The organism is Streptomyces sp. P9-A2 (assembly GCF_036634175.1).
Classification (GTDB): domain Bacteria; phylum Actinomycetota; class Actinomycetes; order Streptomycetales; family Streptomycetaceae; genus Streptomyces; species Streptomyces pratens.
The window spans coordinates 3,094,883-3,108,351 of the sequence record NZ_JAZIFX010000001.1 but is presented as its reverse complement, the minus strand read 5'-3'; the positions used below and the strand labels follow the sequence as shown (position 1 = coordinate 3,108,351).

Sequence of the window (13,469 nt, the reverse complement as noted above, 5' to 3'; positions counted from 1 at the left end):
GCCGTGTGTCGAAAGTGGATCTTGGGCTGTGAATGATCACGGTTCATGGGTCGGGGAGATCTCGCTGACGAGCAGTGGGCGGTGCTGGAGTCGTTGTTGCCGAAGGGTGCCAGGACGGGGCGGCCGCCTGTCTGGCCTCGACGGCGGTTGATCGACGGCATACGGTTCCGGATTCGGACCGGTGTTCCGTGGCGGGACGTCCCCGTCGCGTACGGACCGTGGAGCCGGGTCTACGACTTGTTCCGTTGGTGGCAGCGGAACGGCATCTGGCAGCGGATCCTCACCCGGCTCCAGTCCCTGGCCGACGCGAAGGGTGCGATCACGTGGGACCTGAGCGTCGACTCCATGGTGTGCCGCGCCCATCAGCATGCGGCCGGGGCTCGCAAGCGGGGCGACCTGCAGAAGGAACCACTGGGTGGCGTCTTCACCGAGCCCCGTGATCATGGGCTGGGAAGGTCGCGCGGCGGGTTCACCACCAAGCTGCACCTGGCCGTCGAGCAGGGTCAAAAGCCCATGTCGATCGTGGTGACGGCAGGGCAGCGTGGAGACTCGCCGCAGTTCGAACCCGTGCTGGAGAAGGTCCGCGTGCCTCGCATTGGGCCGGGCCGGCCACGCGTCCGTCCCGATCGGGTGCGTGCTGACAAGGCGTACGCCTCCCGAAGGAACCGTGCCTACCTGCGCCGCCGCGGGATCCGTTGCACCATCCCGGATAAGGCTGACCAGGCGCGCAACCGCTGAAAGCTCGGCTCCCGCGGCGGCCGGCCGCCGCATTTCGACCGGGCCGACTACCGCGAGCGCCATGCGGTCGAGTGCGGGGTCAACCGCCTCAAGAGACATCGCGCTGTCGCCACGCGATACGACAAGCTCGCTGTCCGCTACGAGGCGACCGTGCTGATCGCAGCTCTTGACGAATGGCTTTGATCGGAGGCGGTCTTCCCGTCCTCGTTCACCAGTCCCGGCCGGAGGTCAGCTCCTCCGCATCCGCGTCCATGAACCCGTATGCCGACGCGACGAAGCAAAACTCGTCACAGATCCACTCACGCGCAACCGTCTCGATCCCGCTCCCGGCCGCCACGAACTCCCTGTCCAGCAGGTTGAACTCCCCCGTCGCAGCCTGGGTGAGCGCATACAGGCTCTCCAGATTCGACGGCTGCTCGGCCTCAATGCGTTCGCACAGCCGCAGCAGGATCGCCTTTCCCTGATCGACCACGTGATCAGGGAAGTACGAATCGTCGTACATCTGCCGCAGGAATGCGTGTCCCGCTACCTGCTGGTTTGTGATCGGCATGCTGCTTCCCTACCTCCGCGAAAAGCTGACGCACCGATCATGCACAGCGCCACTGACAACGACGCTCCCATCGATGCCAGATCCCACGTGACCAGGACTTTCACAACAGGCACTACCAGCCATTGGCTTTTGGGTCGTATGGCTCCTCCTGTGTGCCTTCGTGAACGCCGCCGTGCTCGGTGCCCTCCTCAGGAGATCCACGATCGTTGCGCCTCCCAGCCTGCGTGAGTCCTTCCTGCGTGTCTCGACCACCTCCGAGCGGGAGGGAACCGATACGGCGCGCCCTGCAAGCCCCCGCTCGCAAAGGACTCGGGCCCTGCTGGCACCTGCGGTGGACAACTGGCTCGCGCGCGGGTATCTCGTCGTGGGACACCCAGTGCTTCACCTACGACGTGATGGGCGAACTGCTCAACGCCTGGACGTCGAACGTCACCCCGACGGGCACCGGTAACGGCTGCAAGGCGTCGAACGGCACGACGTGGGGCCACCGCACCGACTACGTGGCCTCGTCCGGCCCGGTGGCCGACGCCCCCGACGCGTCGACGGACGTGTCGAGCCCGGATGCCTCGCTGGCCTCCACCCGGGCGGCCACCGCCCCCGACGCGGCCACGGTCGCCACGGGCGGGACGGCCTACCGTCAGTCCTTCACCTTCGACTGGCTCGGCAACCGCGCCGCCATGGCCGAGCACGACCCGGCGGACGCCACGAAGAACGTCGGCTTCACGTACCACTACGGCACACCACAGCCGCACACCATGAAATGGGTCAGCTCCGCCCCGGCCGGCAAGGGCAGCAACTACACGTACGACGCGACGGGCAGCACCCGGGTCCGTGACCTGCCCGCCACCACGCAGAACCTGACCTGGACGCACGAGAACAGGCTCGACACGATCACGGACGACGGCAAGAAGACGACGTACGTCTACGACACCGCCGGGAACCGTGTCCTGGAGAACTCCCCGTCGGGTTCGACGCTCTACCTGGGCGAGACCGAGGTGACGACCGACGCCTCGGGGGCGGTCGTCCGGGCCTCCCGCACCTACGGGCAGGCCGGCGCGCCGTCGGTGACCCGCACGACGAGCAACGGCGCGACGACCGGTCACCAGCTCAGCGTGCTGCTCACCGACCACCTCGGCACGGCGAACACGGCGGTCGCCCTGTCGAGCGGCCAGGCGGTCACCCGCCGGGCCTTCAAGCCCTACGGCGAAACCCGCGGGGCCAAGCCGACGGTGTGGCCGAACAAGCGCGGCTACCTGGGCGTCGGCATCGACGACGCGGCCACCGGGCTGACCCACATCGGCGCCCGCGAGTACGACCAGGACTCCGGCCGCTTCCTCTCGGCGGACCCGGTCATCGACATAGCGGACCCGCTGCAGATGAACGGGTACGCGTACAGCAGCAACAGCCCGGTCAGCCACAGCGACCCGAGTGGACTGTGGTGCGACAGCTGCAACGACGGCAACGGCTGGACCCGTCCCGACGGCGGCACCCAGGGCGACCCGGGCGGCGGGCTGAACTCCGACGGCGCGGTGCGGGGCACGCCGCACGGCGGGGGCGGAGGCGGCAGCACTGGCAGCGTTGGCACCACCAATTCAGCAGCTGCTGATTACCGATGTGGCTTCCCAGGCTGTTCCTCGGTTGGTTACAGCGGGTATGGGGAATCCGTAGACAAGTACATCAACGATAACCGCCCCTATCACTCTCCCGTCCCGGAGGTCCCGGGGGTTTGGGCGATGATCAAGTTCGTGGCCCTTCCGGAGGTTGACGAGTGGAAGGCGTGCGGAAAAAACCCCGGCATCAATTCCCATTGCGGCTGGGCTGCGACTGACCTTCCCTGGGTCAAGGCCCTGAAGGGCTTGAAGCTCCTGAAGGGCCTAAAAGCGAAGAAGGCCGACGATGTTGTTGATTCAGTCACGTGCACGCGTTGCTTCCTTGCCGGCACTGATGTCCTCATGGCTGACGGCACCACTAAGGATATTGAGGACATCAAGGTCGGCGATGCAGTCCACGCCACAGACCCTGAGACCGGAGAAACTGGTCCTCGCGAAGTCACTAAGCTGATCATCACCGAGGATGACAAGCACTTCAATCAACTCTATATCGCCACCGTAGATGGCATTGAAAAACTCACAGCCACTCATGAGCACCCGTTCTGGTCACCTTCGGCGGACGAGTGGGTGGAGGCCGCGTCGCTTGCCCCAGGAGTGACGCTGTTGACCGACGCCGGCGACACGGTCATCGTCACGGCGAATCGGCCCTACAGTAAGCACGCTCGCACCTACAACCTCACGGTGGACGACCTTCACACGTACTATGTGCTCGCCGGTCAGACGCCGGTACTCGTTCACAACAGCAACGGATGTCCTACGGGCAAGGCGCCTGAAGCCCCCACCATCGACATCGGCAACTACCGCGGTAGGTTCCAGGCGTACTTGCACCGCAGCAGCATGAAGCGGCTGCCAGATGATTGGGATGCCCACCATGCCATCCCGCAGGAGTATCGAAACCACCCGGGGTTTGGTGACTTTGATTTCGATGCGCCATCCAACATGCGTGGAGTGCCCGGCAGTAGGATGAAGTCCCGTGGAGCCAATGTCCATCAAGAGATAACCAACCAGTGGAAATGGTTCCATGACATGAACCCGAACCCCTCGCGAGCTCAAATCGAAGACTTCGCGGGACAGATCGATAGGGGATACGGTGCCTATTTCTGGGCCGAACGTTGATAGCTGGATCGGTGAAATGTCGCGCCTGGCCTCACGGTTCGTCGCAGGGTTCGAGACTGCGTATGGGTATCCGCCAGGCGAGCATTATGTGTCAAGAGTTGCTGATAACAGCGGTCGTGACGCGCTTGCTGCGGTCTTGAGTGGCGCAGGTGCGAGGGATTTGATCGAGTTCTATTCGCACGTTGCGCAAATCTCCTTGCCTGATGTCGGTCCAGGGTTCTTTGTCGACGAGGCCGAGTGCGTGGTTGAGGGGGTGCGCGGTACTCGGCCAACGCAGGTGCGTAGCGTGCCCGATCGGATTGTGGCCGTGTTTGGCTCTGACGGTGGCGGCGCATTGTTTGCCGTCGATCGTCAAACCGGAGAGATTGTTCGACTGGAAGGCGGATCCCTCATCGGTGATGTCTATGAGGTGGAAGAGTCTGGGGTGCAGGTGATTGCGCGAGATTTCGAAGGATTCATGCAATTCTTGTTTGGTGAATTGCTGCGACAGATTCCCTCCGGGGGATAGGCGACTGACTGCGCCCGAGCTGATGCCGAGTCCGGCATATGCGACAGCAATGCTGAAGCCCCGCCAGGCGGCGTCTGGCGGGGCTTCAGCATGGGGTGACGGCAGTAGTTGACGGCAACGTCAACGGACGAGGGCGGTGCAAGGTAGCGGTTCGTCGCTGTCGCCGTTGGCCGTCTCGGTGATCTCCGGGCTGCCGAGTGTCTAAAGTCGTGAAACGGATGGTCCGGAGTCCTGCGCTGCGGAGGAGGCGGTAGAAGCGGCGGGTGAGGTTGGTGGGGTCGAGCGGTTTGCCCTTCGGGGTGGTGAAGGCGAGGTCGCTGTCCGTCCAGCCCGTTCCGGCGGCTTGGCGCTCTTCCTGTTGCCGTTCCTGGTGAATTTTGGGCGAGTTGATGTACTTGATAAGTAGGGCGATGGGGCGTTCGGAAGTGTGGATCTTGGTGTGCAGGGTGATCAGACCGCTGGTGTGGGCGAGCTGGAGGGAGCTATGGATGCTGGCCATGCCGCCGTTGAGGTCGAGGTCTTCCCAGTGCAGGCCGAGAAGTCCGTCCTTGCGCAGGGCGAGTTCGTACAGCGCATGCAGCCGGTCAGTGCGGGCCGCGCCGAGGACCTGACGGGCCTCGGCGGCAATGAGTGTCAGGAAGCGGCTGGGACGGGGCGCGGTCGCCTTGGCGTTACGGGGCCGATCCGGCAGACCGAAAGCATGCCTGCCTCCAGCTCACCTTCGACTTCGATGGTCACTTCGTGAGGTGGGTGAGGAAGGCGACCCACGTGGTGGGGGAGAGGCCCAGTTGGGGGCCGGACGCGTCCTTCGAGTCGCGTATGAGGACAGTGGCGGGAGGGGTGGCCACTTCGACGCAGTTCGAACTGTCGCCGCTGTGGCTCGACTTGCGCCAACGGATGGTCTGCACGGTGTTCCTTCTCAGGCTTTCCGGATGAGGTTGTGGATGAAGTCGCGGGACTCGGCGGGACCGAGTGCGCAGGATGTCATGTGGTCCAGTACGGAGCGGTACTTGGCCAACTGTGCCTCCGAGTCCAGGAATCCGCAGCCCCCGTGGTGCGTGTCCAGTTGGACCGTGTCGAGCTGTGCTACAGCGCCCGTCAGGTAGTCGAAGGACTGGCCGGTGCTCGGGAAGTAGGCCGTGCCGAACGGGATCACTCGGATGGTGACATGGGGCATCTCGCCCATGTCGAGCAGGTGCGTGAGCTGGCCGTGAGACACGGAAGGGCCGCCGAAGCCCATGCGGAGGGCCGACTCGTGAATGATCGCTGAGTAGGACGGCGGATCCTCTCGGTGCAGGATGCCCTGCCGTTTGATGCGGTAGGTGAGACGGTGCTCGATCTCGTACTGACGCATGGGCGGCACCACGGCCCGGAAGAGGGCGCGGGCGTGGTCGGTGGTCTGCAGCAGCGCCGGAATGTGGATCACCAGGGCGACGCGTAGGGCGGTCGCGTGGTGTTCGAGCTCTGCCAGGTCGACAAGCGCGGCGGGCAGATGTTCGCGGTACTCCTCCCACCAGCCCCGGGGCCTGCGCCCGGCCATTGCGGCCATCGCGTCCACCAAGGCTTCGTCGGAGCAGTCGTAGGCGGATGCCATCCCGCGCACGAGGTCGGCGCTCACGGCGCTGCGACCGGTCTCGATCATGCTCACGCGCCCTTGGTTGACGCCCAGGTGCTCGGCGGCCTGGGTCACCGTGAACCCCGCTCTTTCACGGAGTTTGCGCAGCTCGGCGCCCAGTCTCCGTTGCCGCAGCGTGGGATTGTTCGTGGGCGGCACAGCGTGTCCTTCCTGGCCGCGAAGCGGCTCTCATGTCCCTCACACGAGCTAATTGGAGATGAAACTCCCGCAGTTGGGAGATTCATCTTCCATTTCGGCTCTACCGTAGCGATATCGCCCATCCGTCGCGCTCGTAAGCCGGAAGCGCACCGACCGAGGCACTGCCACCGCCCGGCGCGGCCGTGAGTGCGAAACCCGAGTCCCCCTCTGATCCCCGGAGACGACCATGGTCACCGTAGCCCCGCCCCACCCCTGGACGTACGCCCTTCGCCTCCCCCATGACCCCCGCGCGGTACGCGTCGCACGTGTGACGGTGCGGGCGGCGCTCGACGGGCACGGTATGCAGGATGCCGTCGACGTCGTGGAGTTGCTGACGTCGGAGTTGGTCACCAACGCCTACCTGCACACCAAGGGGCCCGCCTCCCTGCGGCTCACGGGGCTGAGCGGCGGCCGGCTGCGGATCGGGGTGTGGGACAGCGACCCGTACATCCCCGCCCCGTTCAGCGGGGCCCGCGACGACTCCGTCCCGCTTGCTCCGCCCGACGCCGAAACCGGGCGCGGGCTGCGTCTCGTGCGGGAGCACGCCGACTCCTGGGGCGGTTGGGCCCTCGGTGACGGTGCACCGGGGCGAGGCGTCGGAAAGCTGCTCTGGTTCGAAGTGGACGGGCGTGCGAAACTGCCCCTGTTGCGGAAGTGAACGGTGTGGCCAGGGGGCGGGCGCGAATGAGTAAGTGGCAGACGCAGAAGATGCTGCGGTCGATGGCGAGCGGGGAGCCGGTCGAGCTCACCAGTGCGATGGCTTCTGTGAAGAAGCTCGCCCGACTCGCCTTCACCGCCCAGCAGTTCGGGTACGAGTACGCGGATGTGCGGCAGGGTGGCGGGAACAACGGTCAGCTGAAGATGCTGATCGTGCCCGATCCCGGTCCGCAGGCCCGGGCCCGTGCCGCGCAGAACTGGGCGCAGTACCCGAACGCCGGCGACGGGGTGTCGGTGCCGCCTCTCGTGCCGGACGCCTTCGAACTCCTGAAGGCCCGCATCAACTTCGACCTCACGGGGAAGAGCGCCGAGAAGCGGCTGGGTATCGGGGCCCTCGCTGCCACCATCGGCGGCGGAGCCATGGCCATCCGGTTCGAGGGCGAGTCCTCGGGCCTCATCATCGCGGGCGGGGCCTGGCTGCTCCTCATGGCCTTCCTCGGCGTCGGCCTGGTCCTCACCCGCAAGCGCAACGCCAAGTTCGCCGCCCGGTTGCGGGCGGCCGGATTCGCCCCGGTGACGGACGAGACCGGCCGGGTGCGCTACCTGCCCCCGGGCGGGCAGATGTCGGGCCACGGCAACCCCTTCGGCGGCGGCCCGTACGGCGCCCAGGTCCCCGGGATGCCCGCGCCCGTGCCCGGCTACGGTCACCAGCCCCAGCAGCAGCCTCCGATGCCGTACGCCCAGACCGCCCCGTACGGCGCCCCACCGCAGCCCCCCGTCCAGCCGCCCGGCTCCTACGGTCATCCCCAGCCGCAGCCACCGTACGGACAGCCCGCCCAGCCGCCCGGGTTCCAGCCCCAGCAGAACCCCCAGCAGAACCCCCACTGGCAGCCCCCGCGGCCCTGAACCTCACGGCGTCGCCCGCGCCCGGTACCGGCCACCTCTCATCCCGCCCTCACCGCGGGTGAGAGCAACGTTCCCTGGCGGTCACCGGGTGCCACCGTGACGGAAACGCCGCCTCCCTACCTTCGGGACCATCACCTCGCGGCACCCGCCCGCGCCCCGGAGAACAGTGGAGGCCCCATGACAGCCCCCAGCGGCCGCTGGATCCAGCAGTGGGACCCGGAGGACGAGACCTTCTGGAAGCGGACCGGGGAGAAGGTCGCCCGCCGGAACCTCCTCTTCTCCGTGCTGTCCGAGCACATCGGGTTCTCGGTGTGGACGATGTGGTCCGTGCTGGTGCTCTTCATGGGCCCGGAGTACGGGCTGAGCCCCGCCGACAAGTTCCTGCTGACCTCCGTGGTGACGCTGGTCGGCGCCGTGGTCCGGGTCCCGTACACCTTCGCCGTCGCGGTGTTCGGCGGACGGAACTGGACGGTGGTCTCCGCCGCGCTGCTGCTCGTTCCCACGGTCGCCGCGTTCGCCGTGATGGAACCCGGGACGTCCTTCTCCACGTTCCTGCTGGTCGGCCTGCTGGCCGGCATCGGCGGCGGCAACTTCGCCTCGTCCATGACCAACATCAACGCCTTCTTCCCGCTGCGGAAGAAAGGCTGGGCGCTCGGACTGAACGCCGGCGGCGGCAACATCGGCGTCCCGGTGATCCAGCTCGTCGCCCTCGCGGTCATCGGGGCGAGCGGCGGGCCCCGGGTACTGCTCGGCCTCTACGTCCCGCTGATCGTCGTGGCCGCCGCGCTCGCCGCGCGGTACATGGACAACCTGGCCTCGGTACGGAACGACACCGGTGCCGCCAGGGACGCCGCGCGGGACCCGCACACCTGGATCATGTCCTTCCTCTACGTCGGCACGTTCGGCTCGTTCATCGGCTACAGCTTCGCCTTCGGGATGGTGCTCCAGAACGAGTTCGGCCGGACCCCGCTGCAGGCCGCCTACGTCACCTTCGTCGGCCCGCTGCTCGGCTCCCTGATCCGTCCCGTGGGGGGCAGGCTCGCCGACCGGTACGGCGGCTCGCGGATCACGCTGTGGAACTTCGTCGGCATGGGCGTGGCGACCGGGGTGCTGATCGTCGCCTCCGCACAGAAGTCGCCGGTGCTGTTCACCGTCGCCTTCGTGGTGCTGTTCGTGCTGACCGGCCTGGGCAACGGCTCGACGTACAAGATGATCCCGGGGATCTTCCAGGCCAAGGCGCTGGCCCGGGGGCTGAGCGGCGAGGAGGCGGCCGCGTACGGGCGCCGGCTGTCCGGGGCCTCCATGGGGCTGATCGGCGCGGTGGGCGCGCTCGGCGGCGTCGGCATCAACCTCGCCTTTCGTCAGTCCTTCCTCTCCTCCGGCTCCGGCACCGGCGCGTTCGCCGTCTTCCTGGCCTTCTACGCGGTCTGCCTGGTGGTCACCCGGGCCGTATACCTTCGCCGCCCGGCCCGGCCGACCGCCGCGACGGCCGTCACGGAGGAGAAGTCCCAGCTCAGCTATGCCGAGGTGTGACGTAACACGGGTGACATGGAGCCGAACCGAGCCTGTCATGGAGCATTGACAGGCTCGGTTCGGCATGAGGAATGAGGACGAGCCGTGCCTCACACAGCACAGTGGACGCAGCAGAGTGGACGCAGCACACCGACTCGAGTGCGGGACGAGAGCGGGACGAGAACCATGTACGACGCACAGCAGAACCCGGACCAGCCGGACGGGCCGGACGGGCCGGACGATTCGGATCGGACGGGCCGGTCGGACGGGCCGGGCCAACCGGGTCAGCCGGAACAGCCGGACGGGCCGACAGGGCGGAACCCCGGGCAGGCACCGGAGTACGGGCCGCTCGCGGGTTTCACCGTGGGTGTGACCGCCGCGCGCCGGGCCGACGAACTGGGCACGCTGCTCCAGCGGCGCGGCGGTGCCGTCCTGCACGCCCCCGCGCTGCGGATCGTGCAGCTCGCCGACGACAGCGAGCTGCTGGCCGCCACCAAGGAGATCATCGGGCAGGCCCCGGACATCGCGGTCGCCACGACGGCGATCGGCTTCCGCGGCTGGGTCGAGGCCGCCGACGGCTGGGGGCTCGGCGAGGATCTGCTGGCGCGGCTGCGCGGGGCGCGGATCCTGGCCCGCGGGCCGAAGGTCAAGGGCGCGATCCGGGCCGCCGGGCTGACGGAGGAGTGGTCGCCGTCGTCGGAGTCGATGGCGGAGGTCCTCGACCGGCTCCTGGAGGAGGGCGTCGACGGACTGCGGATCGCCCTCCAGCTGCACGGCGAACCGCTGCCCGGGTTCGTGGAGTCGTTGCGGGCCGCGGGAGCGGACGTGGTGGGGGTGCCCGTCTACCGGTGGATGCCGCCGGAGGACATCGCCCCCGTCGACCGGCTGCTGGACGCCGTCGTCGCCCGGACCCTGGACGCGGTCACCTTCACCAGCGCGCCCGCCGTCATGTCCCTGCTGTCCCGGGCCGGTGAGCGCGGCCTGCTCGACGACGTCCTCGCCGCCTTCGGGCACGACGTCCTGCCCGCCTGCGTCGGCCCGGTCACCGCGCTGCCGTTGCAGGCCCGGGGTGTCGACACCGTCCATCCGGAGCGTTTCCGGCTCGGGCCCCTCGTCCAGCTGCTCTGCCGGGAGCTGCCCGGTCGGGTCCGCTCGCTGCCGGTCGCCGGGCACCGGGTGGAGATCCGCGGGCACGCCGTCGTGGTGGACGGTGAGCTGCGCCCCGTACCACCGGCGGGCATGTCGCTGCTTCGGGCGCTGGCCCGCCGTCCCGGCTGGGTCGTCGCCCGCGCGGAGCTGCTGCGCGCGCTGCCGGGCACCGGCCGCGACGAACACGCGGTGGAGACCGCGATGGCCCGCCTGCGTGCCGCCCTCGGCGCGCCCAGGCTGATCCAGACGGTCGTCAAGCGCGGCTACCGCCTGGCTCTGGACCCGCAGGCGGACGCGAAGTACGGGGACGGAGACGGGGGCGCCTGAACACGACCGGCGCCGGGCCGGGACGTCCGGGCCCGGGGCCCCGGGTGAGGGGTTCCCGGCCGGGGGGTTCCGGGCGGAGGAGCGGGCAGGCACTGTAGGGAGAGCGGATTCCCGGAACGGATCTCCGGAGCGGATTCCTCACTCGCATCGTCCCGGCCCCCACGCGACCGGGGTGAACTCTAGGCGGTGACAGGCACATGGCACTGGGTACGGTCACGGCGCCCCACGAGCTGCGGTTCGACACCGGGCGGATCTGTCTGGATCTCCTCGCGACCACACATCCCGAGGAACGGCTCGGCTCCGTCGACGTGCTGAGCGCCTGGATCACCGGCTCCGGACTCATCCCGGCCGGTACCCCGCTGGCCCACGCCGACGGCGCCTGGCCGGTCGCCTTCCGGGAACTGCGCGGCCACCTCGCCCGTCTGGTGCACGTCTCTCTGGCGCACGTCCGGCCGGCGCCCGGCAACGCCGCGTACGACCTCGCGCTCACCCGCGTCAACGAGATCGCCCGCGCCGCGCCCCCCACGCCGCGCGCGGTCCCCGGGGACGACGGGGCGCTGGTGCGGCGGCTGGAGACGCCGCCCGGCTGTGCCGCGCTGCTCGCGGCGATCGCCCGGGACGCCGTGGACCTGCTCACCGATCCGCACGCGCGCGCGTGCCTGCGGCAGTGCGAGGGCGACAACTGCCCGATCGTGTACCTGGACACCTCGCGGGGCCGCCGCAGGCGCTGGTGCTCCAGCGAGGTCTGCGGAAACCGCGAGCGTGTGGCACGCCACCGCCGCAGGGCCGCCGCCCTCACCCGCGCCTGACCCGGCCGCCTCACTTCACGGGCACCCTGAACTCCGCTGTCCCGTATGCGGCTTACGTAAACTCTCCTACCGTTTCCCGCCGCTTCCCGTTCCTTGAATCTTGAAGTGACTTCGCTCACGCCCGGTTTGCCTTCCGGGCGGCGCGGGCAACCCGCCCCGCCATCGGCATGTGGGGGAAATGTGAAGGAGGGGCGGGGGGAATGTGCTCCCATGTCCCGGTCTTCGCCCCGTCCCCCGGAAAACTGTCACCTCATGTTGAACACCCCACGCACCGCGTCCGTACCCATGTCGAGCGACCGACGGGGGGGATCCCCGGGACACCGGAGGTGGGCGTGCGCAAGGATGCGGCCGTGGCCAATGAACGTGGAGCGAGGGCCCGACATCGCATGTCTGCGTCCTCATCGTCCTCATCGTCTTCGTCGAACGAACCCGACGAGGAGTTGATGCGTGCGCTGTATCGGGAGCATGCCGGGCCTTTGCTCGCCTATGTCCTCCGGCTGGTCGCGGGCGACCGGCAGCGAGCCGAGGACGTGGTGCAGGAGACGCTCATCCGTGCCTGGAAGAACGCCGGTCAGCTCAATCGGGCGACCGGATCGGTACGCCCCTGGCTGGTGACGGTCGCCCGGCGCATCGTCATCGACGGCCACCGCAGCCGGCAGGCCCGGCCGCAGGAGGTCGATCCGTCGCCGCTGGAGGTCATCCCCGCGGAGGACGAGATCGACAAGGCGCTGTGGCTGATGACGCTGTCGGACGCACTCGACGACCTGACCCCTGCCCACCGGGAGGTCCTCGTCGAGACGTACTTCAAGGGACGTACCGTGAACGAGGCGGCCGCGACCCTCGGAATACCCAGCGGCACGGTGCGCTCCAGGGTGTTCTACGCCCTGCGTTCGATGAAGCTGGCACTGGAGGAGCGGGGGGTGACGGCGTGATGAGCGTGTACGGGGGATTCGGAGCGGGTGGTACGGGTATGTCTGGTGCCATGCAGGAATCACCGGCGCCGAACGAGCACGAGACCGTCGGTGCCTACGCTCTCGGCATCCTCGACGATGCCGAGGCGACCGCGTTCGAGGGGCACCTCGCCGGCTGCGAGTGGTGCGCCCAGCAGCTCGACGAACTCGCCGGTATGGAACCGATGCTGGCCGCCCTCGCGGACCTGCCCGGCACCGGCACGACGCCGTCGCTCGGTGAGTCGCTGTCGGTCAAGCCGGCGCCGCGCGTGGTGGAGAAGCTGGTCGACGAGGTCGCCGAGCGCCGCGCCAAGAAGCGCCGCCGCAACTTCTACATGGTCGCCGCCGCGGGCGCCCTGATCGTCAGCGGCCCCTTCGTCGCCGTCGCGGCGAACGGCGGGGGCGACGGCGGCAGCGGGGGCGGTGGCAACACCAACCGCACCCTCTCCGCCGACCCGGCGAAGGACGTCTTCGACCAGATCCCCGACAAGCTCACGGCCACCGACCCGGTCACCGGGGTCTCCGTGACCGTGGCGTTCCAGGAGAAGGACTGGGGCACCGGCCTCGCCGCGCAGATCACCAACGTCAAGGGCTCCAAGAAGTGCGCCCTGATCGTCGTCGGCAAGAACGGCGAGCGGGAGACGGCGACCTCCTGGAACGTCCCGGAGTGGGGCTACGGCCTGCCGGACGCCACGACGGACAAGGCCAAGCAGCCGCTCCACGTCCAGGGCGGCGTCTCGTTCGATCCCGACGAGATCGACAGCTACGAGTTCGTGACGTTCGACGGCGAGAAGCTCGTCGAAATCGACGCGTAGCAGGACGGG

12 protein-coding genes and 2 pseudogenes are annotated in these 13,469 nt (G+C 68.3%); 10 read left to right on the top strand and 4 right to left on the bottom strand.

The features are described 5' to 3' along the window. Positions 1 to 45 precede the first annotated feature (45 nt). Positions 46 to 921, top strand: a pseudogene (locus tag V4Y04_RS14050) (IS5 family transposase). A 25-nt stretch (positions 922 to 946) separates the two neighbouring features. On the opposite strand, the gene V4Y04_RS14045 reads toward V4Y04_RS14050, so the two are convergent. Further along, complete coding sequence (locus V4Y04_RS14045) at positions 947 to 1,288, bottom strand: DUF5713 family protein (protein WP_332428153.1); 342 nt, start codon at positions 1,286 to 1,288, stop codon at positions 947 to 949. Between the two features lie 395 nt (positions 1,289 to 1,683). Here V4Y04_RS14045 and V4Y04_RS14040 point away from each other — a divergent pair. Together V4Y04_RS14040 and V4Y04_RS14035 are read left to right on the top strand one after the other, a co-directional pair. After that, a pseudogene (locus V4Y04_RS14040) lies at positions 1,684 to 4,014 on the top strand (polymorphic toxin-type HINT domain-containing protein); the annotation flags it as partial. A 160-nt stretch (positions 4,015 to 4,174) separates the two neighbouring features. Further along, positions 4,175 to 4,522 (top strand): hypothetical protein, encoded by a 348-nt coding sequence (locus V4Y04_RS14035; protein ID WP_332428152.1) that lies wholly within the window; start codon positions 4,175 to 4,177, stop codon positions 4,520 to 4,522. Positions 4,523 to 4,607: 85 nt separating this feature from the next. On the opposite strand, the gene V4Y04_RS14030 is transcribed toward V4Y04_RS14035, so the two are convergent. From V4Y04_RS14030 to V4Y04_RS14020, 3 genes are all read right to left on the bottom strand, one after another. Next, positions 4,608 to 5,021 (bottom strand): hypothetical protein, encoded by a 414-nt coding sequence (locus V4Y04_RS14030; protein WP_332428150.1) that lies wholly within the window; start codon positions 5,019 to 5,021, stop codon positions 4,608 to 4,610. Between the two features lie 235 nt (positions 5,022 to 5,256). Next, positions 5,257 to 5,430 carry a DUF397 domain-containing protein gene (locus V4Y04_RS14025; protein WP_332428149.1) on the bottom strand — a complete coding sequence of 58 codons (174 nt, stop codon included), beginning with the start codon at positions 5,428 to 5,430 and terminating at the stop codon, positions 5,257 to 5,259. Between the two features lie 11 nt (positions 5,431 to 5,441). Further along, the gene (locus tag V4Y04_RS14020) at positions 5,442 to 6,296 is read right to left on the bottom strand and encodes a helix-turn-helix domain-containing protein (protein WP_332428148.1); all 855 of its coding nucleotides are present in this window, start codon (positions 6,294 to 6,296) and stop codon (positions 5,442 to 5,444) included. Between the two features lie 226 nt (positions 6,297 to 6,522). On the opposite strand from V4Y04_RS14020, the gene V4Y04_RS14015 reads away from it, so the two are divergent. The 7 genes from V4Y04_RS14015 to V4Y04_RS13985 all read left to right on the top strand — a co-directional run bounded on the left by V4Y04_RS14015 (position 6,523) and on the right by V4Y04_RS13985 (position 13,460). Further along, entirely contained in the window at positions 6,523 to 6,993 is a 471-nt protein-coding gene (locus tag V4Y04_RS14015; protein WP_332428146.1) for an ATP-binding protein, read from the top strand. 26 nt (positions 6,994 to 7,019) lie between these two features. After that, entirely contained in the window at positions 7,020 to 7,898 is an 879-nt protein-coding gene (locus tag V4Y04_RS14010) for a hypothetical protein (protein WP_332428144.1), read from the top strand. 177 nt (positions 7,899 to 8,075) lie between these two features. Further along, positions 8,076 to 9,431 (top strand): nitrate/nitrite transporter, encoded by a 1,356-nt coding sequence (locus V4Y04_RS14005; protein ID WP_332428143.1) that lies wholly within the window; start codon positions 8,076 to 8,078, stop codon positions 9,429 to 9,431. Between the two features lie 165 nt (positions 9,432 to 9,596). Beyond that, the gene (locus V4Y04_RS14000) at positions 9,597 to 10,886 is read left to right on the top strand and encodes a uroporphyrinogen-III synthase (protein WP_332428141.1); all 1,290 of its coding nucleotides are present in this window, start codon (positions 9,597 to 9,599) and stop codon (positions 10,884 to 10,886) included. A 197-nt stretch (positions 10,887 to 11,083) separates the two neighbouring features. Beyond that, positions 11,084 to 11,695 (top strand): CGNR zinc finger domain-containing protein, encoded by a 612-nt coding sequence (locus V4Y04_RS13995; RefSeq protein WP_332428139.1) that lies wholly within the window; start codon positions 11,084 to 11,086, stop codon positions 11,693 to 11,695. 326 nt (positions 11,696 to 12,021) lie between these two features. Beyond that, complete coding sequence (locus V4Y04_RS13990; RefSeq protein WP_332428137.1) at positions 12,022 to 12,627, top strand: sigma-70 family RNA polymerase sigma factor; 606 nt, start codon at positions 12,022 to 12,024, stop codon at positions 12,625 to 12,627. Positions 12,628 to 12,677: 50 nt separating this feature from the next. Beyond that, complete coding sequence (locus V4Y04_RS13985) at positions 12,678 to 13,460, top strand: anti-sigma factor (protein ID WP_332428136.1); 783 nt, start codon at positions 12,678 to 12,680, stop codon at positions 13,458 to 13,460. The last annotated feature ends 9 nt before the right edge of the window (positions 13,461 to 13,469 follow it).